The 23,889-nt window shown below is 42.7% G+C and carries 22 protein-coding genes and 1 pseudogene; 14 read left to right on the plus strand and 9 right to left on the minus strand.

What is annotated here, in order from left to right; all coding sequences use genetic code 11:
* Positions 1-137 precede the first annotated feature (137 nt).
* Positions 138-551, plus strand: a pseudogene (gene tnpA, locus PN457_RS15510) (IS200/IS605 family transposase); the annotation flags it as partial.
* A 225-nt stretch (positions 552-776) separates the two neighbouring features.
* On the plus strand, positions 777-1,229 hold the full coding sequence (locus PN457_RS15515; protein ID WP_271734291.1) for a DUF29 domain-containing protein: 453 nt from the start codon (positions 777-779) through the stop codon (positions 1,227-1,229).
* A gap of 162 nt (positions 1,230-1,391) precedes the next feature.
* Here PN457_RS15515 and PN457_RS15520 read toward each other — a convergent pair whose 3' ends face one another.
* Positions 1,392-2,195: a Uma2 family endonuclease gene (locus PN457_RS15520; RefSeq protein WP_271734292.1), complete on the minus strand. Its 804-nt coding sequence runs from the start codon at positions 2,193-2,195 to the stop codon at positions 1,392-1,394.
* A gap of 361 nt (positions 2,196-2,556) precedes the next feature.
* On the opposite strand from PN457_RS15520, the gene PN457_RS15525 reads away from it, so the two are divergent.
* The 5 genes from PN457_RS15525 (at position 2,557) to PN457_RS15545 (ending at position 5,787) form a co-directional block, all read left to right on the plus strand.
* Positions 2,557-2,691: a hypothetical protein gene (locus PN457_RS15525; protein WP_271734294.1), complete on the plus strand. Its 135-nt coding sequence runs from the start codon at positions 2,557-2,559 to the stop codon at positions 2,689-2,691.
* Between the two features lie 2 nt (positions 2,692-2,693).
* A complete protein-coding gene (locus tag PN457_RS15530; protein ID WP_271734333.1) occupies positions 2,694-3,248 on the plus strand; it encodes a class I SAM-dependent methyltransferase in 555 nt (184 codons plus the stop codon).
* A 234-nt stretch (positions 3,249-3,482) separates the two neighbouring features.
* Complete coding sequence (locus tag PN457_RS15535) at positions 3,483-4,256, plus strand: glycosyltransferase family 2 protein (protein WP_271734295.1); 774 nt, start codon at positions 3,483-3,485, stop codon at positions 4,254-4,256.
* 158 nt (positions 4,257-4,414) lie between these two features.
* Positions 4,415-5,161, plus strand: a complete 747-nt coding sequence (locus PN457_RS15540; protein WP_271734296.1) for a Uma2 family endonuclease — start codon at positions 4,415-4,417, stop codon at positions 5,159-5,161.
* A gap of 80 nt (positions 5,162-5,241) precedes the next feature.
* Entirely contained in the window at positions 5,242-5,787 is a 546-nt protein-coding gene (locus tag PN457_RS15545; RefSeq protein WP_271734297.1) for a WcaF family extracellular polysaccharide biosynthesis acetyltransferase, read from the plus strand.
* Between the two features lie 63 nt (positions 5,788-5,850).
* On the opposite strand, the gene PN457_RS15550 is transcribed toward PN457_RS15545, so the two are convergent.
* Positions 5,851-6,747: an alpha/beta hydrolase gene (locus PN457_RS15550; protein ID WP_271734298.1), complete on the minus strand. Its 897-nt coding sequence runs from the start codon at positions 6,745-6,747 to the stop codon at positions 5,851-5,853.
* Between the two features lie 121 nt (positions 6,748-6,868).
* Positions 6,869-8,323, minus strand: a complete 1,455-nt coding sequence (gatA, locus tag PN457_RS15555; protein WP_271734299.1) for an Asp-tRNA(Asn)/Glu-tRNA(Gln) amidotransferase subunit GatA — start codon at positions 8,321-8,323, stop codon at positions 6,869-6,871.
* A 336-nt stretch (positions 8,324-8,659) separates the two neighbouring features.
* Between gatA and PN457_RS15560 the strand changes: the two genes are divergently transcribed.
* The 3 genes from PN457_RS15560 (at position 8,660) to PN457_RS15570 (ending at position 11,443) form a co-directional block, all read left to right on the plus strand.
* Positions 8,660-9,484, plus strand: coding sequence for an SDR family oxidoreductase (locus tag PN457_RS15560; RefSeq protein WP_271734300.1), 825 nt, complete (start codon positions 8,660-8,662; stop codon positions 9,482-9,484).
* Between the two features lie 254 nt (positions 9,485-9,738).
* Complete coding sequence (locus tag PN457_RS15565) at positions 9,739-10,422, plus strand: PHP domain-containing protein (RefSeq protein ID WP_271734301.1); 684 nt, start codon at positions 9,739-9,741, stop codon at positions 10,420-10,422.
* A 157-nt stretch (positions 10,423-10,579) separates the two neighbouring features.
* On the plus strand, positions 10,580-11,443 hold the full coding sequence (locus tag PN457_RS15570) for a DUF5895 domain-containing protein (RefSeq protein ID WP_271734303.1): 864 nt from the start codon (positions 10,580-10,582) through the stop codon (positions 11,441-11,443).
* Positions 11,444-11,533: 90 nt separating this feature from the next.
* Here the strand turns inward: PN457_RS15570 and mltA are convergent, their stop codons facing one another.
* The 4 genes from mltA to PN457_RS15590 form a co-directional block, all read right to left on the minus strand.
* Positions 11,534-12,748 (minus strand): murein transglycosylase A, encoded by a 1,215-nt coding sequence (gene mltA / locus PN457_RS15575; RefSeq protein ID WP_417006615.1) that lies wholly within the window; start codon positions 12,746-12,748, stop codon positions 11,534-11,536.
* A 228-nt stretch (positions 12,749-12,976) separates the two neighbouring features.
* The gene (locus tag PN457_RS15580; RefSeq protein ID WP_271734305.1) at positions 12,977-13,156 is read right to left on the minus strand and encodes a hypothetical protein; all 180 of its coding nucleotides are present in this window, start codon (positions 13,154-13,156) and stop codon (positions 12,977-12,979) included.
* A gap of 403 nt (positions 13,157-13,559) precedes the next feature.
* Positions 13,560-15,272 (minus strand): diflavin flavoprotein, encoded by a 1,713-nt coding sequence (locus PN457_RS15585; RefSeq protein WP_271734306.1) that lies wholly within the window; start codon positions 15,270-15,272, stop codon positions 13,560-13,562.
* Positions 15,273-15,344: 72 nt separating this feature from the next.
* On the minus strand, positions 15,345-17,063 hold the full coding sequence (locus PN457_RS15590; RefSeq protein WP_271734334.1) for a diflavin flavoprotein: 1,719 nt from the start codon (positions 17,061-17,063) through the stop codon (positions 15,345-15,347).
* A gap of 265 nt (positions 17,064-17,328) precedes the next feature.
* On the opposite strand from PN457_RS15590, the gene cobA reads away from it, so the two are divergent.
* The 3 genes from cobA to PN457_RS15605 all read left to right on the plus strand — a co-directional run bounded on the left by cobA (position 17,329) and on the right by PN457_RS15605 (position 20,698).
* Positions 17,329-18,897 carry a uroporphyrinogen-III C-methyltransferase gene (gene cobA / locus PN457_RS15595; protein WP_271734307.1) on the plus strand — a complete coding sequence of 523 codons (1,569 nt, stop codon included), beginning with the start codon at positions 17,329-17,331 and terminating at the stop codon, positions 18,895-18,897.
* A 125-nt stretch (positions 18,898-19,022) separates the two neighbouring features.
* Positions 19,023-20,360, plus strand: a complete 1,338-nt coding sequence (locus PN457_RS15600) for an RNA-guided endonuclease InsQ/TnpB family protein (RefSeq protein WP_271734336.1) — start codon at positions 19,023-19,025, stop codon at positions 20,358-20,360.
* Positions 20,361-20,413: 53 nt separating this feature from the next.
* Positions 20,414-20,698, plus strand: a complete 285-nt coding sequence (locus PN457_RS15605) for a DUF2470 domain-containing protein (protein WP_271734308.1) — start codon at positions 20,414-20,416, stop codon at positions 20,696-20,698.
* A 26-nt stretch (positions 20,699-20,724) separates the two neighbouring features.
* Here the strand turns inward: PN457_RS15605 and PN457_RS15610 are convergent, their stop codons facing one another.
* Positions 20,725-21,534: a Tab2/Atab2 family RNA-binding protein gene (locus PN457_RS15610; protein WP_417006613.1), complete on the minus strand. Its 810-nt coding sequence runs from the start codon at positions 21,532-21,534 to the stop codon at positions 20,725-20,727.
* A 75-nt stretch (positions 21,535-21,609) separates the two neighbouring features.
* Positions 21,610-22,368 (minus strand): YebC/PmpR family DNA-binding transcriptional regulator, encoded by a 759-nt coding sequence (locus PN457_RS15615; protein WP_271734309.1) that lies wholly within the window; start codon positions 22,366-22,368, stop codon positions 21,610-21,612.
* A gap of 112 nt (positions 22,369-22,480) precedes the next feature.
* Between PN457_RS15615 and PN457_RS15620 the strand changes: the two genes are divergently transcribed.
* Positions 22,481-23,800, plus strand: a complete 1,320-nt coding sequence (locus PN457_RS15620; RefSeq protein ID WP_271734310.1) for an ABC transporter substrate-binding protein — start codon at positions 22,481-22,483, stop codon at positions 23,798-23,800.
* Positions 23,801-23,889: the final 89 nt, after the last annotated feature.

Here is a 23,889-nt window from a genome sequence, read left to right on the forward strand (position 1 = left end):
AGGCTTACCGTATAAGGGAAATAATGTTGGTTATTGAAGAAAATGCCTGAATATTCCTTCTTAATCTCTGTTCGGTGTGTTCCCTGTTCCCTGTTCCCTCGAACCAGTTGTTAAATTAGCATAACAAGTACGGTAGAGCCATTATTCATGAGATAGAAAATGAGGTATATGGTTATTTAATTGGTAAGGCTGATCATCTTGGTTGTATTATTCATGCTATTGGTGGAATTGAAGACCATATTCATTTGGTAATTTCTATACCCCCTAAATTATCTATTGCCGAATGTGTGAAAAGTTTAAAGGGAAGTAGCGCTTATTATTACAATCATTTATTCCCCAACTTACCACAAAAATTTATCTGGCAAGAAGGATATGGTATATTTTCCCTGGGTGGTCATCAATTATCCACAGCCATAGATTATGTTAATAATCAAAAAATCCATCATTTAAACAGAACCACAATTTCATTATTAGAACAAGCAACAGATTTAGACCAACCTCCACCCCACCCCAGAACACCATCATCGCCAAACACAAAACCAGTCGGTTAAAAACCGACTTTAGCTTTGAACCAGGGAATTCATTCCCTGGCTCCGGTGTGTGGATAACCAGCGACCACACCTAATGTGTGAACAACGATCGCCCAAATATCCCTTAGCTGGACAATAATATATACAACTTGCACATACCCTGACCCAGAGCGATCGCCCAGGGGTACTTATTCTATCTTATTCTATATTAATATTAAGTAACGGGTGGAAAACTGGGAGCCAAATATGAGTTTAGAAGCTGAATATGACCTAGATTTTTATGCCTGGATTAATAAGAATGTGGAATTATTGCGGCGGGGATGTTTATCAGAAATTGACGCAGAACACATTGCTCAAGAGTTGGAAAGCATGGGAAAGCGCGATCGCCGTCAACTTCGCAGCCGCTTACAGGTTTTAATTATGCACCTGCTCAAATGGCAATATCAGCCGGATAAACAAAGCCAGAGTTGGTTAGCTACCATCGATCATCAACGAGATCAAATAGAAGCTTTACTGCTAGACAGTCCGAGTCTGCGCAGCGATTTAGAGACAGCATTAGTAATAGTTTATCCTAAGTCCGTGCGTGATGCCCATAGAGAAACATCCCTCCCGGAAACAGTATTTCCCCTATCCTGTCCTTTTGCATTAGAAGAAATTCTAGCTCCAGATTTCCTCCCCGGTTCAGAATGTGAGAACTGAGTTTGAGCGATCGCCCTAGGGAATTTATGCTAAAAACAGCGATCGCACCCGGCAATTTATTCTTGGTAATTATACTTGGGAGAGCAAATTACTCCCCCCTGTTGCGGTCTTATGGTGTTCCCTAAAATGACAATTACCTCTTGAAAAGTTATAAAACAACATCTAAAGTTGCTCAGGATTTATCCCCATTGTCTGTAATTTAGCCAGCAATTCCTCCCTTTGTTGGCGCTCCTGTGCCAGTAACAATTCCGCAGCCTCTGCTCTTTGCTGTGCTTGTTGAGCTTCTTGCTGTGCTTGTTGGGCTTCTTGCTGTGCTTGTTGGGCTAATTCACGGGCTGTAGGTAGTAGAACCCCCTCTAAAGTTGCCCAACGCACCCAGACGGCATTGGCTCCCCCAAATTCTCCCGCCCAACGCACTAGGGCTAAACCTAATTTTTGACTGATGAGCCTGTTTTGCTCATCGGGGATGATTGGTTCATATCCATGATCCCTGATGATGAACCCAGCAAACTCATTGGGATTAAAGGGATCATACCAAAAGTATTCTGGTACTCTCAGCCTGTTTTGGTATATTTCTTTTTTGTCTGTCTTGTCTCTGGAAGCAGTGCTAGAGGATAGCAATTCCACTACCACATCTGGACCTTTACCCTCTTCCCAGGTTACCCAGCATTTGCGCTCTCCCTTGGGAACATCTAGCACAGCAAACATATCCGGACCACGAAAATCATGGTTTTTCAATTGATGGGGACTAAAGTAAACAAACATATTACCCCCTACAAAGGCATCTTGATCGCCCAGCCAAGCTGCTAGGGGATCAACTAGTAAGTCCATTTGCAGTTTATGGCGATAGGTTTCCATAGGGATGCCGTCATCATACAGTAATTCATCCTGGGAGGGGGGATTAACAAAATCTGGGGTTGAATCTGGTGTCGATTGATCTAAGTTTAGCAATGTCGATTCACTCATATTTCCTCCGATTGAATCCCGATGCTTACTAATTTAACTAAGATTGATTCGGTTTTGCATATCCAGTACAGCTCCCTTGTGAAGGGAATGGGAGTTGATTTTATTGCTTCCCTTTTTTTCCGGTGTTCCCTGCTCGCCAGTTATCCACATACCACAGCCAGGGGCGATGATTATCCACACAGGGGAACCATTATCGATAGTTATCCACACAGGGGAACCATTTTAGACCAACCTCCACCCCACCCCAAAACACCATAATCACCCAGCACAAAACCAGTCGGGTTTTAACGGAATTACGCCTTTAGCTAGGGAATTTATGCCGTGGATAAATTACAAAAATTATTTAAAGGAGAAATATTTAATGTCTAATAAACACGAATATTACTACGCCAATGCTGACAGCGGACACCATCATAAATATCTGATTAATTCTTTATTAGAAATGATCTATTCTGCTTCCCCCCCCTCAAAAATCAACCAAAACCACGCATTTTAGATATTGGTTGTGGCAATGGGAGTTTAACTAATTTAATCGCACAGCAAGGGTATGAAGTTATCGGAGTGGAAGAGTCTAAATCAGGTGTGCAATTAGCCCAGGAAAAATTTCCTGATTGTCGTTTTATCCAGGGAAGTATATATGATTTACCCTATACAGAAATAGTAGGGGAATTTGATCTTATTATTTCCTGCGAGGTAATTGAACATTTATTTGACCCTAAAGCTATAGTTAGGAATACTAAACAACTACTCAAACCTAATGGGCGGTTAATTTTGACTACACCCTATCATGGTTATTTGAAAAACTTAGCTCTGGCTATCTCTGGAAAAATGGATAAACACTTCACTGTTCTTTGGGATGGTGGACATATCAAGTTTTTTTCTGTGAAAACATTAGAAAATTTATTAACAACAGAGGGGTATACAAATATTGAATTTAAATTTGCAGGTAGAATACCTTACTTGTGGAAATCAATGCTGTGTTCTTCCACACTGGAGGAAGCATATAGCCGCCATGAAACTATAATTTCTCAGTCGGTTTTTAACCGACTTTAGCTTTGAGACTCTTAATTCATTCCCCGGCTCCCCCGTGTAAATAACTATCAATTATGGTTCCCGCGTGTGGATAACGATCGCCCAAATATCCCTTAGTTGTGCAATAATATATACAACATGCACATACCCTAACCCAGAGCGATCGCCCTAGGGAATTAATGCTAGAAAGAGCGATCGCCTTCCGCCACTTATCCTTGATAATTATACTTGGGACAGCTTAAATTTACCCCAACTATGCTACAACAAATTACCCCCCTCATCCTCACCTATAACGAAGCACCCAACATTCAGCGCACCCTAGAAAAACTCACCTGGGCAAAAACAATTATTGTCATTGACAGTTACAGCACAGATGAAACCTTAGAAATTCTCTCAACTTATCCCCAAATCACCGTATTTAAACGTAAATTTGATTCCTTTGCAAGTCAATGCAATTATGGCTTACAGCAAGTTAAATCAGAATGGGTTTTGTCTCTGGATGCTGATTATATCTTAACCGATGAACTAATTAGGGAAATTAATAATTTACCTCTAGATACTACCATTGACGGCTACTTTGCTAGATTTAAATATTGTGTATTTGGTAAACCTTTAAGAGGTACTCTACTTCCACCCCGCCAGGTATTGTACAGAATAGAAAAAGCAAATTATCGAGATGATGGACACGCTCATCGGGTTTTAGTAGAGGGTAACTCTAGTCAACTAATAGGATACATTCACCACGACGATCGCAAACCATTAAATCGCTGGTTATGGGCGCAACAACGTTACATGGTGATTGAAACCAAAAAACTCCTAGAAACCCCCAATCATGAACTGAGTTTAGGCGATCGCCTTCGTAAACTAAAAATTATTGCACCATTGATCATACTCTTTTATTGCCTGATTATCAAAGGTGGTATTTTAGATGGTAGATATGGTTTATATTACGCATTGCAGCGAGTATTGGCAGAAATTCTGCTCAGTATAAATTTAATAGAGGCTAGTTTTAATCAAAGGGATAAATAATCAATTCTGGGTAACAATCAAAGATAATATTTGCTTATTTTCTCTACATCAGCTACATAGTTGATAATTATGGTGACCGTTATAGATAACCACCAACCATACCTAATGTGTAGATAATCATCTGTGATACAATACATCAGCAGCCATTGCTTAAAACCATGACGGTTACACAACACGATCCCTTACACAGGTTACCCCCAGTGAGATGGGAAAAACTACCCGCGGATTTTCCCCTACCAGATGAACCTGTGGAAAGTAATCTTCAACCCCTCCTGGCTGCAGCTTTGCGAGAATCTTTAGAACTGGCTGGATTAATCTTAGAATCCATGCTCATTGCTTCCAATTTTGGGCTATGCGCCACAGTGGGCGACAAAACCATCGTCAAAGCCCCCGACTGGGTTTATATACCTGTAGCTCATCCCCTCCCAGAGGGGGAAGTCCGCCGCAGTTATACCCCCCACGCCGAAGGGGAACCACCAGCCATTGTGATGGAATTTATATCCGCTACAGAGGGGGGAGAATATTCTATTAATCCCCATTATCCCTATGGTAAATGGTATTTTTATGAACAAATTTTAAAAGTCCCTGTATATGTGATCTTCCATCCTCAAACCGGAACCTTAGATGTTTATCATTTAACAGACGGTAAATACCAGCAACAATCCCCAGATGAACAGGGAAGATTTTACTTGGTAACTTTAAACCTGTTTTTGGGTGTATGGAGAGGTAAAAAGGCAGAAATGGTAACCTTTTGGTTGCGCTGGTGGGATGAATCCGGTAATTTGCTTCTTTGGGGTTCTGAATTATTAGAACAAGAACGCCAAAGGGCTGAACAAGCGGAAGAAAAAGCCGCTAAATTAGCCGCCAGACTGCAAGAAATGGGGATTAATCCCGAAGAAATTTAAGGCGCGGAAATACCTCCTATTGTGGATGGTCTCAAGTCCTACCAGAACCAGCTTTAACTCTCAATTTCCTTATTCCAAGCATGCGATTAGATAACTACACCCTCGGTAACTATACCCCCGGTGCTCCCTATTGGCAACAACTGTGCTGGTACTTCCTCGGTTCACCTCTATTTGAAAGTTCTTGGTTACCCATTTCATCGGTCAAAGTGCAGATACTCCGCATTTTTGGAGCTACTATTGGTCAAGGTGTACGCCTAAAACCAAAAGTGCGGGTAAAATTTCCTTGGCGGTTAACTGTCGGTGATTATGTCTGGATTGGTGAAAATGCTTGGATAGATAACCTAGCTCATGTGACTATAGAAAGTCATGCTTGCATATCTCAAGATGTCTATCTTTGCACAGGTAATCATGACTGGAATCACCCTGATTTTGAATTAAAAATTGCCCCAATTTATATTGAGGAAAGTAGTTGGATTGCTGCTAAGTCAATAATTGGCCCTGGGGTGACTGTCGGTAAAGGTGCTGTATTAACTCTGGGTGGAGTAGCTGTTAAATCATTAGCATCAATGACTATTTATGCAGGAAATCCCGCACAAGCCATTAAGCCCAGAAAGTTATATTATTAAGGCTTGACGCGAAATGCTCAAGTATTTTTATCTACCAGCACCCAATATATATAATATTACCACCTAATTGACTGATTGATGCTCACTATTGGTCAAAATCCTCCCACCTTTCACCCCTTGCACAAAAGACATCACCCATTGTAAATATTCCTCACCAGCAACAATCGCCGTATTATCATGCTCCGCACTGGGGACTAACAGCAGTTTTTTCGGTTCGGGAGCCGCGTGATAAAGCTTTTGGCTCATGAAAGATGGTACACTTGTATCAGCCATGCCATGAATAAATAACACTGGTATTTTTAACTGGGGTACTTTGTTGATGGATTCAAAGCGCTGGGTTAAAATTAAGTTCACCGGGAACATCCAAAATAAATTCCTGTAATCCACCATATCCCGGATAGAGGTAAAGGAACTTTCCACAATCAACCCCGCTGCTTGTGGCTGTTTGAGTCCCAAATCAATGGCGATCGCACCCCCCAGAGAATGCCCATAAATAAATATTTTACCTGGTACAATTTGCTTCTCATTTACCAAGTAATTCCACGCAACATAGGCATCTTCATAAACCCGCTTTTCGTTAGGAAAATCACCTTCACTCAGACCATACCCCCGATAATCAATCAGCAGCACAGAAAAACCCAGTTGATGCAACCGACGAGCATGACCAACATTAGCGCCAACATTGATGGCGTTACCATGGAGATACAGCAACACATTAGCGTTTGGTTCTGGGGATGGAATCCACCAACCATGAATTAGTTCTGTCTTTCCATTCCTAACTTTTACAGGTAACCAGACATCCTCATAGGGGAGGTTAAAAATCTCTGGTGTTCTTTCAATCACAGCGGAAGGAAAGAAAATTAACCGCTGCTGTCTGACAAACAGAAATAGACAGATGGCAAAATAGCCAATGACAACAATTATTTCTACCGTCAATAGTAGTTTGAAACTTAATTGCATTGAAAATTGCCGTTTGTTAAGATATATATATTTTAACAAATATTTTTCACACTCTACCCCGCCATCAGGAGGAAGCTTAAAACTACCCACCCTCAAATAGTTATAGGGTGGGGTTTTGCGCCTAGAGTTGAGGCTGATTTACTAGCCAATTAGTCGATTGCTCATAAGCATAAGCCACTTGAAATAGTTGCTCTTCTCCGAGTACCCGGCCAATCAGCTGCAACCCAATGGGTAGTCCCTGGTCATCAAAACCACAAGGTACACTTAAACCCGGTAACCCTGCAAGATTTACAGGGATAGTCATCAGATCATTCAAGTACATACTTAGGGGGTCGCTAATTTTCTCCCCTGCTTTAAATGCTGTGGTGGGAGCAGTAGGACAAACTAACACATCAACCTGCTCAAAGGCATTTTCAAAGTCTTGTTTAATCAAAGTTCTGACTTTTTGCGCTTTGAGATAGTATGCGTCATAGTAGCCAGCAGACAAAGCATAAGTACCAATCATAATCCGCCGTTTCACTTCTGGACCAAAACCAGTGGAACGGGTGCGAGTATACATAGATAGCAGATTATCTGCATCTTCAGCCCGGAAGCCATACTTTACACCATCGTAGCGAGCCAGATTAGCTGATGCTTCAGAGGGGGCAATAATATAGTAGCTAGGTACACCATAGCGGAAGTTGGGACAGGAAATAATCGAAATCTCCGCCCCCAAACTCTTTAATTGCTCTATGGCTTGACTGACCGCCTTTTCTACCACAGCATCTAAACCATCAGCCATGGTCTCTTTAATCACCCCAATTCGCAGCTTTCGGGCTTTGAAATCTGGTGTTAGATTGGCGGTGTAGTTGGGGATTTCAACTTTCAGGCTAGTAGAGTCTTTGGAATCGTAACCAGCGATCGCATTCAATACAATAGCAGTATCTTCTACCGTCCGTCCCAAAGGACCAACCTGATCCAAAGATGAGGCGTAAGCTATCACACCATAGCGAGACACCAGTCCATAAGTTGGTTTTATCCCCACCACACCACAAAAAGATGCCGGTTGGCGAATAGAACCGCCCGTATCAGTCCCCAGAGATGCAACACATTGATCAGCCGCTACCGCCGCCGCCGAACCCCCAGAAGAACCACCTGGAACCCTTGATAAATCCCAAGGATTATTAGTAAGTTGGTAGGCAGAGTTCTCAGTAGAACTACCCATACCAAACTCATCTAAATTCGTTTTACCAATCAGTACCGCCCCCGCATCAATCAGTTTTTGTGTCACTGTTGATTCATAAGGCGGGACAAAATTTTCTAAAATTCGAGAAGCGCAAGTAGTGGGAACTCCCTGGGTACACAAATTATCTTTAATCCCTATGGGAATCCCGGCTAGGAGTCCTATTTCTTCCCCAGCGGCGATTTTCGCATCCACAGCACGAGCCTGTTCTAACGCCTTTTCTGTGGTGACGTGCAAGAAACTGTGTAATTTCGGTTCTAATGCTTGAATACGCTCTAAGGCTTTTTGGGTAATTTCAACAGCAGAACATTCTTTTTTAATTAACTGTTCGTGCAACTCGCGGATGGATGCCATGATTGCTCTCTTTGTGACTCAAGTCATTGATTTTAGTACATTTTCCAGGTTAATGGATATTGGGTTGGAACAAGTAGGACAAATCTCTAGTCTGGTTTGAGTGGATACCAGGAAAATTTAGCTGGTTTTCCGGAATTGTCCCCGCTGTGGTGGTAAGGAGAAATAGTATAACTATTTATACAGAAATTCTCTACATTGTCGGTGAAAATATCTTTAACTGCCTTAATGAACACCCCCGGTTATTTTAACCGGTTTTTTTTTGCGATCGCCTTCTCCAGGCAGAAACACCGTGCCAAAATATTCATTAAATTAGATAAACACCTTTAACATCAGTTTATGACTTCTCTTGCAGCCTCAGTTAACGATTTAGTACTAGTTGCTGGTGCTACTGGTGGCGTGGGTCAACTGGTCACCGCCAACTTGCTGCAAAAGGGTATGAAGGTTCGTCTTCTCACCCGCAACGCTGCCCAAGCCACAAAAATGTTTAATCAACAAGTAGAAATTGCTGTGGGTGATATCCGCGATCTAACCACCCTCCCCCCAGCTATGCAAGATATTAACTACATTATCTGCTGTACTGGCACAACTGCCTTCCCCTCCCAGAGATGGGAATTTGACCCACCACCTAACTTACTAGAATGGGGAAGGATATTGATTGATGCTGAATATAGAAATACCAGAGCCAAAAATCACCCAGTCAAAGTAGATGCTGAAGGCGTCAGCAACTTAGTATCAGCAGCACCACCCCTTCTCAAACGCTTCGTCTTCGTCTCTTCTGTGGGAGTTGACCGTAAAGACCAGCCACCTTTTAATATTCTCAATGCCTTTGGTGTACTTGATGCCAAGCAGAAGGGAGAGCAAGCCATCATCACATCTAGATTACCTTACACTATTATCCGTCCGGGACGCTTGATTGATGGCCCCTATACATCCTATGACCTCAACACCTTACTAAAAGCTCAGACCGGAGGTAAACAAGGGGTAGTAGTTGAGACTGGTGATTACTTAGCAGGAGACGCTAGCCGCATTGACGTGGCTGCCGCTTGTGTAGAATCTCTTTTTTACCCAGGTACAGCCAACCAAGCCTTTAGTTTAGTTAACAAAGGCACACGACCATATGTAATTAACTGGGAAACAATTTTCGCCCAACTCAGTCAATAGTTGGTTCTATGTAAAGATGTACAACATTTCATCTACTATTATCTCAGTACTTAAATTAATTAGTAATTAGCATCACATTTATTAATACAAGTAATTGGAAATACTCATGACCATGAGCATTTAGATTTGCTAAGGTAGTCTTAACATATTGAAAAATTGAGCTAGTAAAGCTAAAAAAATAACTACTCACAGTTTCAAGTGCTGGCGGTGTTGTTTATCTATCAACAATCAAGTATTTTCATTGATAAAAGCTTATGGTTGTAAATTTTGCTAGGACATCTACTAGTGCAAATATTCTCAGGCAAGTCTTCCAAGGTGTTGATGCCTACAGCTGTCCCCAGTTATTCAATTTTCATATGCATACCGTCCACTCAGATGGAAGGTTGCAACCAACTACATTGATAGAACAGGCCATCGCTATTGGACTAGAAGGATTGGCAATTACAGATCACCATACTATAGATGGGTATTATGTAGCACAAGCCTATTTAGAAAAAGTCCGGGAATATAGCCGTGAAAATACTCCCTATCTCTGGAGTGGGGTAGAAATTAATGCTAACCTTCTGGATGTAGAAGTTCACATTTTGGCTTACGCCTTTGAGCCAGAACATCCTAGTATGAAACCCTATGTGCAGAAAAAACCGGCTGTAGGCTTAGAATATCAAGCAGACAAGATAATTGAATCCATCCACGCAGCTGGAGGATTGGCAGTTTTAGCCCATCCAGCTCGTTACAAGCGATCACATGCTGAATTAATTCCAGCTGCGGCAGCACGGGGAATTGACGGTGTGGAAACTTTCTACGCTTACAACAACCCCAAACCTTGGAAACCCAGCCCTGTGGAAACACTACAGGTACAACACTTAGCGGCTGAATATCAGCTCTTGAATACCTGTGGCACTGATACCCACGGATTAAATCTGCTACAACGGCTGTAGATATGCCCTTTGAGGACAAATCTATGTTTAATTTCAGGAGAATATTGGTTGAAATCGCTACTGAGAATAAAAATTAACACTCTCTATCAGCACCAGTTTACTCCTTCCCCATACTGTTAAACTGAGGGGAGCAAAACACTTTTGATAGTCTAAAACGATGCAAGCATCTGCTAATTTTGACTTTGAGGACGATAGATTTAACGCCCCTCCTTCTCAAATCATCCCCTGGTGTCAGATGATTAATCCTCGCCATGGTATGGATGGTATGCAGCCCCATGGATTGGCAATTAAATTAGATAATGCTACAGCTGTAGGCTTTCAGCCCGATGAAAATTGGCAACAGGTAGAGCATGAGTTTAGCTCTGGAGTAGAAACAGTTTTTATCAGCAATGCTCCCAGATTAGTTATAGTGCGCCGGGGACCTTTATCTGTTAAAGACCGGGAAACTGGTCATAAACTTGGTACTCTTAAAGAAAATTATGATGCTTTCTTAGCAGACAAGCTTAAATTTAAAACCTTTACTCGCCACCTCATTTACTTGGTAGGGGAAAATAAAAAGTTTCTCCACGAATCTCCATTACAATTAACTCTCAGCGGTGTAGCGGGAGCAAGTTTCAGCAAAAGTTACTGCGAATTTCAGCAAGGAAGAGTCATCGGTGGATTCATAGCTGAATTGGAAAGGGCTTATGCTGTATATCGCCAGCAACCTTTATCAGCAAAAGGTCCATTATTTCACGCCCATGGGATTTTTTGCCCTATCATTGAGTGTGAAGAAAGAGGGATTGAACCCAATACTGTCATGGTGGCTTCAACGGTGGACTACAAGCATCCCACAGTGGGAACATTAACTCAATACCTGATTGCTTCCGATTCTCCTGAGTCAGTAATGATCTGCAAGACCTTTGAAGAACACAAAGAGTTTGGTAAGGAATCTATTAAAGTAGAAGCACCCAAAATGGCAGCAGTTGGGATTTCTAGTTCTTATCTTTACGCAGATGAAGATGATTATCCACCATATTAGAAACTGAGGAGTACACAGCCGGATTAATGGGGACTGCAGGAAAGATGATAACTTTCTCATCATCAGTGGCCAATCCCCAATTCCCCCTCCCTACCTTTTCAGGAGTAAGTAATATAGTGAACCGTTCCCACCTGTAACACCAGCGCGATCGCCCGCTACTTGACCAGACCCCATGAAATAATCCACCCTTCCTGGTCCTCTAATGGCGCTCCCTGTATCCTGATCCAGAACAAAGCGGTTCACGGTGCGATATTCCATCTGGCCATTGCTACCCACATATGGAAGTGAAGTATGAATCAGTGCTAATGCCCCCGCAGGCATGAGAGACTTATCTGTAGCAATAGAACGCTCCGCCGTAACTGGGACATTAATACTACCAGTAGCTGGTCTACCAGGGTTTTCTTGGAAAAAGACAAATCTTTCCCAGCGGGGTAGATAATTATTCATTTCCTGGGGGTAATTGCGGAAAAAGTTAATTATACCCGGCATATTCAATTGATTTGCCGCCAACTTGCCATCTTTAGACAATTGGCGACCGATACTTGTCCAGGGATAATCTGTTCCCCCCGCAAAGCCTACAGATGTTCTAGTACCCTCATCAGTTAACTCAATTTGGGCAGAACCTTGGATATGTACCATGTATGCTTCCCAGCGATCGCGGAACCAGAGTATTTCTAACCCGCGTAACCGGCTTCTTTCCCCTAATAAACCATCCTCACCCTCCAAATCAACTCGTTTCGGGTGAGGTTGAGGCCATTGATCAAAATCTGGTGGTCTGCGATATAAGGGATACCTATATTCTCCAGTCCTTACCCGGCTAGCATAATAAACAGGTTCATAATAAGCGGTAAATTTAACAGTACCCCTGCCATCATTGCCCACAGAACGGTAAAAGTCAAACTCTCTACGGACAGCAACTTGTAGTTCAGCGGTAGAGTTGGAACTGACCAATAGCTGGCGGAAACGAATCAAACTCCGACGCACCCGATCATGGGTTATTCCCCGAACCGGATAGTTTTGATAGGCCGCTATAGCACTCCTTTTCTCCAGATAACTCAAACTATGATCAATAGCAGCCAACAAAGCCGGGCGATCTCCTAAGGGTAAACTAGGATTACCCCCTGGAAAAAGTTGCTCATCCCAACCCAACCAACCAACCCTTGGGGTGCGGTCTGTTTCCACCCGAAAGAGTCTGAGTGGCGGTTGTACCCGAGACGGTGTGGAAACCTGAGCCACAGCTGACCACATACTACTTACACAGACAATTCCCCAACTCAAGGAGACCAAAGCAAGACTTTTTTTAATCATCTAAAAATCTCCCAGACTTCGGTAACAGGGGACTCTAAATAGAAAATCCCATCATGGGAAACCCTGAGTACACGGGAGCCAAAACAGCTTTTCGGCATAATTCTCTCTTAACTACCTTCACTCTAGACGGGCTAAATTTTTAGCAGTTCCCCGAAAATTCCAGCCAAAAAATAGCATAATTGCCATTCTCACGCCAAAGGTAGGACACCCAGCGATGATTTTCCACTAATGCTGTTGAGGCCCCTTAGCATCACATTCTTTATTCAAGCAACGCTCTAAAAGTCCAATGCGCCACCTATAGGCAAAACGACGGGGATTCAGTTCTAATTGATAATTACGACTAAATAATGGTTGATTCAAATATTGCCAAAAAGGAAATTTAATCTTGTTGTGTGGTGCAGACATAGGAGCAAATAATATAAAAGCGTTGTAGTAGAGTGGTTAACGGGTTGTGTGAGAACTACTGGATAGTGATTTCCTAGCTTAAGATGACATGATACATATTCAATTGTCTTGGTGGCAATTGCGGAATCTTACCTCAATATTTATGTCAGATTTGTTAGACTGGCCATGAGTCCAAAAGTTCCAGGTTCAAAATGCTCTTGTAGTTCTAGATACCCTATGGGCTAGAAACTAGAAAAGTTTTTGCTAAATGTCAGAGCAATTAAGCGAATATCTAACTATACAAGAAGACTCCCGCCAAACTTGAGAGGATGACAGGAGTCTGACAGTAGAGATTTACAGACCATTTCCAGACATTAATATCTGTACTTCATGTACTCGAAAAGTTCTGGCTCTGGCAAAACTTCTAATAGTGAGTCCCAGTTTTACGATGGTTGATGGCAGTCACACCATCAGGTTTGATTAACTTACCATTGTCAACAGTTGCGTAAATTACCCAATGATCCCCACATTCCATGCGTTCCTGGACGGAGCATTCTAGATAAGCTAGGGCATCGGTGAGAATCTTACAGCCATTATCTGCAACTGTGGTGCTAAAGTTGGCAAATCTGTCTTCTCCAGGGGCAAAATTTTTGCGGAAATGCTTCGTGTACTCTAAATGATGGCCTTCCTCCAGGATATTCAAAGCAAATTTACTACCTGGATACATTAGAGATTCTATAGCTCGGTCCTTGGCGATCGCCACAGTCAGACCAGGTGGATTGAAGGTAGCTTGTGAAATCCAAGAGCCTAACATCCCAGTAGAGACATCACCTTGTTGAGCGCAGAGAACACAAACTGAACCAACAATTCTACCGACAGCTTGCTCCAAAGGGGTAGCAGCTTGTTGGGGTAACCGGATTTTTTGAGATTTTTTCAAGGTTTGAGCAAAGTCTGTACCAACTTCTTCACAGAATTTGAGCGTAACATCATCAGGTTTAAACTTAACTTTGAAAGTATCAAAGCCAAAGCGATAACCAGCATCGCGAAGTTTACCTTCAATCAAATCAAATGCTTCACCACTCCAACCGTAGGAGCCAAAAACCCCTGCGAGTTTATGACTATTACCCACGGTGAGGACGATTCCCAAAGCAGTGTGAATAGGTGTGGGAGCATGACCGCCGATAGTGGGGGAACCAATCACAAAACCATCACACTGTTGTATAGCAGTGCGGATTTCATCAGGGGTAGCAAATTCGCAGTTAATTGATTGCACTGCTGCGCCGCCTTTAGTCAGTCCCAAAGCCATAGCTTGAGCTAAAATTGCTGTATTTCCGTAAGCTGAGGCATAAAGTAGAGCCACAGAGATATCACGGTGTTTTTGAGCATTGCTCCATTGTGCATAGGCGTTGGTTAGTTCCATTAATCCGGTACGTACCAATGGGCCGTTACCCGGAGCATACATTCTCACATGCAAATCAGATATTTTCTCCAAAGCTGCTTCTACGTGTTGAGCTTGAGGAGCCATTAAACAGTTGTAGTAGTAGCGCTGGTCTTCTTGTAATGCTTCGGGTTGGTCATCAAACACCTCATCCCCACAGATATGAGAGCCAAATAGCTTATCTGTGTAGAGGATTTGGGTTTGCTGGTCGTAGGTACAAAGTCCTTCTGGCCAGCGCGGACTGGGAATAGGTAGAAATTTTAAAACGTGACCCTTACCTAAATCAAGGGTTTTTTTCCCCCGCATGACTAGAATTTCTAGCGCGTTGTCTGGGAAAGCATGACGCAAATTAGCAGCACCCAAGAGAGAACAAACAAATGTTACCTGGGGTGCTAGTTGTAGAAGCGCCTTGAGAGTTGGCAGGCGATTGGGGCTAAAATGACCTAAAATTATGTAATCCAACTCTTTCAAGTTCAGGGTCTGCTGCAACGCCTCTAAATAAAGTTCCGTGAAGGTTTCGGCAGGGGGGTCAATAATTGCGGTTTTATCACCTTCAATTAAATAACAATTGGAGGTAGTGCCTCTTTCTCTTGCGTATTCAATTTCAAACCGCAGGCGTGACCAACTACGCGCTCTAATAAATGTGGTGTTTGTAGCGACGGGGATAACTTGTACGTCACGGGGTTTGGAATTGCTCATAGATTTTTGCCAAAAATAAGAGGATGTTTTAAAAGGGGGGGAAATACTTAATACCTATTCCCCATTCCCTAATTAGTAGTAGTTACCTACCTTGCGATGGCGAACTGCTGTGAGTGCATCAGATTTAGAAACACGACCTTCTTGAACTGTGCAGTATAAGAGCCAGTGGTCGCTGCACTCCATGCTCTTTTGGACTTCACATTCCATGTATGCTAGAGCATCGGTGAGGATGGGAGAGCCGTTTTTAGCGGTTTGGGTTTTCACCCCAGCAAATCTGTCAGCACCGGGAAGTAAGCGCTTGAGAAATTGCTTTTTCAGTTCTTGATAATTTCCTTCTTCTAGGACGTTGAGGACGAAATGATCCCCTACTCGCATTAAGGAGTCAATGGCGCGGTCTTTAGCTACTGCTATGGTGAATCCTAAAGGTTGTAGGCTGGCTTGGGCTACCCAGGAGGCTAACATGGCACTTTTAACATCACCTTTTTGCGTGGTGACAATATACAGTCCGTTGCTAATCCGCCCCAGGGCTTTTTCCATGTTGACATCAAGGGCTTTGATTTGCTTGATGTTGCGTTCGCGCATCAGTAATTGTCCCAGGTCTATACCGGCTTCTTGGCATAGATGGAATGTTACATCTGTGGGAGATTGTTTAATGCGAATAGCAGGGAAGGCTTCTTTAACACCCAGGTCGATAAATTTCCGCCGCAGGGTATCAATCGGTTCGTCGTCACCGCCGTAACATTCAAATAAACCTACTAGTTGTTTGTTTGTGACTACGGATAATAGTGAACTTATACCGGCTTGTGCTGCTACAGCAGTGGATGGGGGCATACCGATGATCAATCCCGTGGCTCTACCTGCTAGCTCTTGAATTTCTTGGGGTTCGGCTGTGCCTAGGTCAATGACTTCTATTCCCACTCCTGTTTTTTGGATACCTTCAGCTATGGCTAAACCTAGCTCATCGCTATATCCATACTGGGAAACATAAAATAAGCCAACTGTGGTTTCTGTTTTAGCTTGTCTTTGGCTCCAAGTTTGGTAGCAATCAGTTAATATATCTAAGTGATGGTACAGTATTGGCCCGTGACCATTGGCGATCATGTTAATTTTTCCCAGTTCCCCCATTCTCTTCATGGCGTTTAGTAGAGAACGGGCATTGGGACCCATGAGGCAGTCATAGTAAAATCTAAAGTCTGGTTCAATCGCTTCTAAGTCTTCGTCAAAGGTGCGATCGTCACAGAAGTGCATCCCAAATGCATCACAGGTGAACAGGGTTTCGGTTTTGCGATCATAGCTGAAGATTGTATCTGGCCAGTGCAGATTGGGCGCACTCACAAATTCTATTTCGTGTCCTTTGCCAATATTAATCCGATCGCCACTTTTAACGATGCGCTTGGAAAATGGCTCGTGTACTAAACCTTCTAAAAACTGTAGGGCAATTTTTGAGGCTAATACTGTGGCTCTGGGTGCTAACTGCAATACATCTTCTACTAGACCGCTATGGTCTGGTTCTGTGTGGCTAACTATTATGTAATCGATTGTCTTGGGGTTAACAAGACTTTTGAGTGTGTCTAAATATAGTTGACGAAACTTCTGGTGGGAAGTATCAATCAAAATTGTCTGCTCACCCCTAATTAGATATGAGTTGTATGTCGTACCGTTTTGCAGTCCGAATTCGATATCGAAGCGATCGCGGTCCCAATCAAGAGAGCGAATCGCCGTTGTGTTAGGGGCAATTTCTACAGTCTGTATACTTAGTCTATGCTGTACGTTCTCTGCGATCGCTACCATTATTCGTCTCCGAGCGCAAATTTTGAGTATTCTTTTCTGCACTCATTGTCCCTTGAATCTATTTTTAAAGTTGTAATCAAGTTGCTATTTTATAAAATCTAATTTGTAGTGATTATTGCGATTTTTTTCCTTGATTTTTGGGGGGGGTGATTTCTTCTTTTTTCCGCCGATTAACGCCAAGTTATCAGGCTTTTTAATAGGAGGTTAATTCCAGTTTTTGTAGTAAAATTTATTTGTTTTCTGGGTGGTTTCACAGGTTAAATTTATGACTGAACAAAAGGGGAAGGTTTATCTGGTGGGTGCTGGACCTGGAGATGTGGCATATCTGACGGTAAAGGCTTACAATCTTCTGGCTATGGCTGAGGTGTTAGTCTACGATGCTCTGGTAAATCAGCAATTATTACAGTATGTCAGACCTGATTGTCTGTGCCTAGATGTTGGTAAACGTGGTGGTCAACCTAGCACACCCCAAGGGGAAATTAATCAATTACTGGTTGACTATTGTTTGCAAGGTAAACAGGTGGTACGATTAAAATCTGGGGATCCGTTGATTTTTGGTCGCTGTACCCCGGAAATTACAGCTTTGCAAGCTCAGTATTGTGAGTTTGAAGTCATACCAGGAATTTCTTCGGCCTTAGCTGCTCCTTTAATGGCTGGGATTCCTTTGACTGATGCTGTACTTAGTCGTTGTTTTGCTGTCCTCACAGCCCATGAACCAGATGTTTTAGATTGGGAAGCTTTATCTAGATTGGACACTCTGGTAATATTGATGGGGGGAACTCATCTAGCTGAGATTATACATCAACTCATCAGGCAAGGTCGATCACCCTATACCCCTATTGCTATTATTCGTTGGGCGGGAACTCCTGATCAACAAGTTTGGGTAGGAGAACTGAAAAATATTCTCACGCAAACCCAGGGCGTTTATCTCTCCCCGGTGGTAATTGTGATTGGGGAAGTTGTAAAATTACGTAATTACCTACAACCTCAGAGAATATCCTTAAAAGATCAAGCTTTTGACTCTCCACCTATGTTAAATAATTCCCCCCTCACAGGTAAAACTATTCTGGTGACTCGTTCCGCTGGGCAATCGAGCCAATTTAGCGATGGCCTCTCGGCATTGGGTGCGACTGTGATTTCCATGCCTACTTTAGAAATTGTCCCCCCTTCCAGTTGGTCAGGTTTAGACCGGGCGATCGCTAATTTGACAGATTTTCACTGGTTAATTCTTACTTCTACCAATGGGGTAGACTACTTTTTTACCAGATTATTCGCCCAAGGTCAAGATGTTCGTGCTCTAAGTAGCATTAAAATTGCTGTGGTGGGTGAAAAAACAGCCCAAAGTCTGCAACAACGGGGACTTAAACCAGATTTGATTCCCCCTAATTTTGTCGCTGATGCTTTGGTGGCTCATTTCCCCGAATCACTACAGGGTCAAAAGGTGTTATTTCCCAGAGTAGAAAGCGGCGGAAGGGATGTTTTAGTTGCCGAATTAACTGCTCAAGGTGCGGTAGTTGTAGAAGTAGCTGCATATCAATCTCGCTGCCCCACAAGTATACCAGAGTCAGCAAAATTAGCCTTGCAAAATCGGACTGTAGATATAATTACCTTTGCTAGTTCTAAAACTGTCAAGTTCTTCTGTCAACTCTTACAAGAGGTATTTGCCGATAACCGTGACATCAGCCATATTTTAGCAGATGTTTGTATTGCTTCTATAGGTCCGGAAACATCAAAAACCTGCCAATCCTTATTAGGGCGTGTCGATGTTGAGGCTGAGGAATATACTTTAGATGGTTTAACCCAAGCAGTAGTTAAATGGGTGAAAAGTCGTTAACGTAGCAGGGGATTTGAGTAATTGACAATTACTTGTTAGGCGCATCTTAAGATTGTATATATTGCTTGATTTATAATAGAAAAAAATACCTGCAGGAGGAAAATCAATCAGTGGTGACAAGGCGGATGACTTTCAGGCTATACCCAAATAAGCAGATAGAACAGTCTTTGAGGTATCACCGAAAGCTTCACAAAGACCTTTTTAACGCTGCTGTATATAACAGATTTACTCAATATCAAAAATTCAACCATAAGGTTGATTATTTTGAGCAACAAAATTGCTTACCTGCATTCAAAGAAGTGTGGACAGAGTATAAGGAAATTAACTCTCAAGCTCTGCAAGCCACATTAAAACGGGTAGATTATGCTTTTGAACGTTGGTTCAAAGGTTTAGGTAAACGTCCTAAATTCAAATCGATTCGACATTATTCAGGTTGGACATATCCCGCTAAATCTGGGTATTCAGTAGAATCCCATGGCGAAAATGGGTATTTGAACCTGTCTAAAATTGGACGTATTCAGATGCGGGGTAAAGCTAAATATTGGGGAACTCCCACTACTTGTACTATCGTTTATCGTCATGGTAAATGGTACGCATCGATCACTGTAGATGTTTTAGACCAAGTTCTCAAGCCAGAAATTTTACCAACTGGTGCTGTTGGGATAGATTTAGGTTGTAATGCAGCATTGTCAATTACTGATGGTCAGAATCATCAACAGATTGAGGCTCCTAAGTTTTTGAGAACCGCTGAACATCAAATCAAGAAAGCATCCAAGGATAAAAGACAAAAACGCGCACCAAATAGAACCAAAAAAATTCAGGCTTCTAGGAGATGGAAAACAGCCCAAGCAAAGGTTAGTAAACTAATTCGTCAAGTTGCTAACCAGCGCCAAAATTGGGTACATCAAGTTGCAACAGACATTGTACGCGGTAATAGCTTCGTTGTCACTGAGAAACTAGAAGTCAAGAACATGACCAGTAAGGCTAAAAAAGGCAAGGGTAAGAAACAAAAAGCAGGTTTGAATAAGTCAATACTAGATGTTAGTTTTGGGATGCTTCGCAGTACCATCAAGTACAAAGTTGAGCAGATTGGTGGTGTATTTGTAGAAGTTCCCACCAAGAAAGTAAAACCTAGCCAAACCTGTCCTAAATGCGGTCATCAACACAAGAAAACACTTGATATGAGAGTGCATAATTGTGGTGTTTGTGGTTATACACAAGACCGCGACATCGCCGCAGCAGAAGTAATGCTTTACTGGGCAAAAGGCATTCTACCGGAGTCAGGAACTGGCTTCGTAGTCGCAGAGTCGTCTAGCTCTACTACATCTACCAGTAAGCGCAAGCAAGCTGGATCGATGCGGCAACTAGGGGCAAAGAAGCGACAAAAATCTACAGAAGGTTTTGCTAAAAACGAACTGAGGGATGTAGAAACCCACAGTTCAGGCGAAGCCAACTGTGGGTAGTTCATCTGGTAAAATCTGAGACCATCACTGTATTATTAACTTCCTAATCCATCATGTCTGATTACTTCTCCCCTGAAATTAGCTCACGCATTTGCACTCATATGAATGATGACCATGCTAATGCTGTAGTTCTTTATGCCCAAGCTTTTGGGGGTGTGACAGATGTCACAAGTGCAAAAATGCTCTCCATTGACTCTCAAGGGATGAATTTGACAGCAGAGGTAAATCAACAAACTGTGCCAGTGCGGATTCAATTCGATCATATTTTGGTAGACTCAGAAGATGCTCACCAAACTTTGATTGCCATGGTGAAGCAAGCACGACTTCAGGGAAAATAGTCACTAGCTTAAGTAGGTTACCTTTGTTAAATATACTTAGAATTTACATCTAAGCATAGTAACCAGAAGCCACTATAGGTCATCCCAGAATCATCGGGTTGCACTAACAAAAAGTGCAATCCTCGGCTTTGTTGTTGACGCTGTTGATAGGTTTTGGCCCCCGCAACCACATCTGCATCTGTAAAAGTGGCGAGAATCCACCTATCTACTAAACCAGCCTCTAATATTAAACCATGGGGTTCACCTGCTATGTAATTTAACGATGCTGGCTGTGCCGTATCTAACCACCGAGCCAAAGCCATTGACTTTCTACCACCATAGATAACTACCCCCGGAATAGGCGCTGTGGATGGTAAACCCAAATTAATGGGTTGTAAAGATTCTGGTATAGACAAAATAGGTATGGGGCGTTCTGCAAATACATCCACAAGTTCACCCGCTGGGAGCGTAGCAAAGCGCCACTGTTCCCCCCAGAGGTTTTCTGGTAATGGTGTTGGGGGTGGTTGATCTAGGGTTAAGGGATATTGCTTTGCTTGTAACCACCGTTTTAAGGCTAAAGTATGGCGGGTGGGTTCGACGCGAATATTTAAGTTTTTGGCGGCGACTTGAATTAAACTTAAGGTCTGGGGACGAAATACCTGAATGATATCTGGTAAGTTGTTACTAGCGGCTAGCTGAATTTGAGTAGCAAGCCAATGGGCGGTGGCGGCTGTCTGGGGACAGGAGGCTGTATATTCAAAGGTATGTGTTGGGTCACAAATCAACAATTCCCATAGGGTTTGTCCGGATGTCTCCTGTACTGGACTGCGATAAAAGTCAAGTTGCCAAATTTTCATAATTTTTGGGAAAAAGAGATTTATGAACCACAGATCCACAGATAAATTGATGGGTGTCTGTGCGGTTAGTTGTTCTTAAACCATGATTACATCTAAAAGACTGTCGGCTATTTCAAAGTTAGCAGTCACATTCTGGACATCATCTAAACCTTCGAGAGTATCAATTAACTTGAGCAGCGATCGCCCTTGCTCAGGATCAGCAATCTCAATATAATTAGTAGGTATCCAGCGTAATTCTACATCCCTGATCTCAAAGCCTTGCTCCTTGAGTGTCTGGGTGAGTAGTTCTAAGTTGATCACCTCGGTAAATACCTCGGCTATGTCATCGTCAATCATTTCATAAGACTGGGCTTCACCTTCTAGGGATGCTTCCAAAAGCTGGTCTTCATTTTTTACCCCCTGAACAGTACACACACCTTTTTGGTGAAACATCCAGCTGACGCAACCTGTTTCACCAAGGTTACCACCGCGCTTACTAAAAGCGGCACGTAAATCAGCCGCTGTGCGGTTACGATTATCTGTGAGGGCTTCAATTAAAATTGCGACACCACCCGGTCCATAACCTTCGTAGCGAATAGCCTCAAAATTACTACTATCCCCGCCAAAGGTTCCTGCACCTTTAGCGATCGCCCGTTCAATATTATCATTAGGTATATCCGCAGCCTTAGCCTTATCGATGGCTGTACGTAGCTGAAAATTAGCGCTGGGGTCTGGTAAACCAGTCCTCGCAGCAATAATAATTGCTCTAGATAACTGGGCGAAGGTCTTACCCTTCTTGGCATCTACTACTGCCTTTTGACGCTTAATATTTGCCCATTTACTATGTCCTGCCATAATGTTAAATGATTAACCCTTTCTTGAAAGTTTAGGATATATCAAATGCCAATTGAAGTATCTAATATCAATTGTGCGATACCTGATGATAAGTTTTGCGCGCATTTTTCCCATGCCCAATAAATTCAGAAGACAAAGAAAGAAATTAAAATACTACATTAGAAGTTTACTACTGTTACTGCTGGTCGGCATACTGGCTTTGAGTGGATGCCAAAACCTCAGAAAAACAGATGTAGTTCATCTTACCTTATGGCAAGGTGTAAATCCCCCGCCTAATCGAGATGTTTTACAAAGACTTGTAGATAAATTTAATCAAACTCATCCCTATATTCACGTAGAATCTGTCTATGCAGGACAACAAGACCAGCAAATCCCCAAAATTTTAGCAGCAGTGGTGGGGAATGCTCCCCCAGACCTATTATGGTACAACCCCACTATTGCCGGTCAATTAGTGGAACTAGCAGGTTCCTTAATTCCTTTAGATGAGCAGCTGAATAATTCCCCAGTCAAAGGGGAAATTGAGCCGGCCTTGTTTGAATCCATGGAATACCAGGGTAAAATCTGGTCTGTACCCTTTGCAACTAATAATGTGGCTGTATATTACCGTCCCAGTTTGTTTACAGCCGCCGGAATTACCCAATTACCCAGAACTTGGGAAGAGTTTCGCCAAGTGGCGCAAAAATTAACCCGTGATACTAATGGCGATGGCCGCATAGACCAGTATGGGGTATTGTTGCCATTAGGCAAAGGTGAGTTTACGGTCTTCACCTGGTTACCATTTATGTGGAGTAGTGGCGGCGAATTAGTACCGCCAGACGTGCAAAAACCAGCAGCAGTAATGTTACAAGATAATCCAGGGGCGATCGCCGCCTTGCAATTTTGGCGTCATCTGATTGAAGATGGTTCTGCCATGTTATCCCCCCCAGAAAGAGGCTATGAAACAGGTAACTTAATTTCTGGTAAGGTAGCCATGCAGGTAACTGGTCCTTGGAGTCTAAAAGAATTTACTCAGAGCGGTGTTGATTTTGCCGTTTTTCCCATACCTATAAACAAACAACCAGCTACCAGCATCGGGGGTGAAAACCTATTCTTATTTAAAACCACACCAGAAAGGCAAAAAGCAGCTTTCATCTTTGCTGAGTATGCCATGAGTGCAGAATTTCAAACAGAATTAGCTTTGGGAACCGGTTATTTACCAATTAACCTGAAATCTCGCCAACAACCAGAATATCAAGCATTCCTCCAAACTAACCCATCTGTGCAGGTATTTTTAGATCAGGCCCGACATGGGCGATCGCGTCCCATCTTTCCCGGCTACAATCGGATATCCGATAGCCTAGGACGAGGAATAGAATCAGTACTACTGGGTCAAACCTCCCCAGAACAGGCCCTAAAAACCGCCCAACAGCGCCTAGACCTGATCTTTAACTGAAACCACCAAGCGTCAACATCTGTGGTTTGGACTGTGCGCCTAGTATATGCAACAAAATTCTACCAAGACCGAACCGCATAAAACGCCGA

The organism is Anabaenopsis arnoldii (assembly GCF_028331025.1).
GTDB classification, from domain to species: Bacteria; Cyanobacteriota; Cyanobacteriia; order Cyanobacteriales; family Nostocaceae; genus Anabaenopsis; species Anabaenopsis arnoldii.

Coding starts and splice junctions, on each gene's coding strand:
- PN457_RS15515 (WP_271734291.1), top strand. CDS start 777: ATGAGTTTAGAAGCTGAATATGACCTAGATTTTTATGCCTGGATTAAT.
- PN457_RS15520 (WP_271734292.1), bottom strand. CDS start 2,195: ATGAGTGAATCGACATTGCTAAACTTAGATCAATCGACACCAGATTCA.
- PN457_RS15525 (WP_271734294.1), top strand. CDS start 2,557: ATGTCTAATAAACACGAATATTACTACGCCAATGCTGACAGCGGACAC.
- PN457_RS15535 (WP_271734295.1), top strand. CDS start 3,483: ATGCTACAACAAATTACCCCCCTCATCCTCACCTATAACGAAGCACCC.
- PN457_RS15540 (WP_271734296.1), top strand. CDS start 4,415: ATGACGGTTACACAACACGATCCCTTACACAGGTTACCCCCAGTGAGA.
- PN457_RS15545 (WP_271734297.1), top strand. CDS start 5,242: ATGCGATTAGATAACTACACCCTCGGTAACTATACCCCCGGTGCTCCC.
- PN457_RS15550 (WP_271734298.1), bottom strand. CDS start 6,747: ATGCAATTAAGTTTCAAACTACTATTGACGGTAGAAATAATTGTTGTC.
- gatA (WP_271734299.1), bottom strand. CDS start 8,323: ATGGCATCCATCCGCGAGTTGCACGAACAGTTAATTAAAAAAGAATGT.
- PN457_RS15560 (WP_271734300.1), top strand. CDS start 8,660: ATGACTTCTCTTGCAGCCTCAGTTAACGATTTAGTACTAGTTGCTGGT.
- PN457_RS15565 (WP_271734301.1), top strand. CDS start 9,739: ATGGTTGTAAATTTTGCTAGGACATCTACTAGTGCAAATATTCTCAGG.
- PN457_RS15570 (WP_271734303.1), top strand. CDS start 10,580: ATGCAAGCATCTGCTAATTTTGACTTTGAGGACGATAGATTTAACGCC.
- PN457_RS15580 (WP_271734305.1), bottom strand. CDS start 13,156: ATGTCTGCACCACACAACAAGATTAAATTTCCTTTTTGGCAATATTTG.
- PN457_RS15585 (WP_271734306.1), bottom strand. CDS start 15,272: ATGAGCAATTCCAAACCCCGTGACGTACAAGTTATCCCCGTCGCTACA.
- PN457_RS15590 (WP_271734334.1), bottom strand. CDS start 17,063: ATGGTAGCGATCGCAGAGAACGTACAGCATAGACTAAGTATACAGACT.
- cobA (WP_271734307.1), top strand. CDS start 17,329: ATGACTGAACAAAAGGGGAAGGTTTATCTGGTGGGTGCTGGACCTGGA.
- PN457_RS15600 (WP_271734336.1), top strand. CDS start 19,023: ATGACTTTCAGGCTATACCCAAATAAGCAGATAGAACAGTCTTTGAGG.
- PN457_RS15605 (WP_271734308.1), top strand. CDS start 20,414: ATGTCTGATTACTTCTCCCCTGAAATTAGCTCACGCATTTGCACTCAT.
- PN457_RS15610 (WP_417006613.1), bottom strand. CDS start 21,534: ATGAAAATTTGGCAACTTGACTTTTATCGCAGTCCAGTACAGGAGACA.
- PN457_RS15615 (WP_271734309.1), bottom strand. CDS start 22,368: ATGGCAGGACATAGTAAATGGGCAAATATTAAGCGTCAAAAGGCAGTA.
- PN457_RS15620 (WP_271734310.1), top strand. CDS start 22,481: ATGCCCAATAAATTCAGAAGACAAAGAAAGAAATTAAAATACTACATT.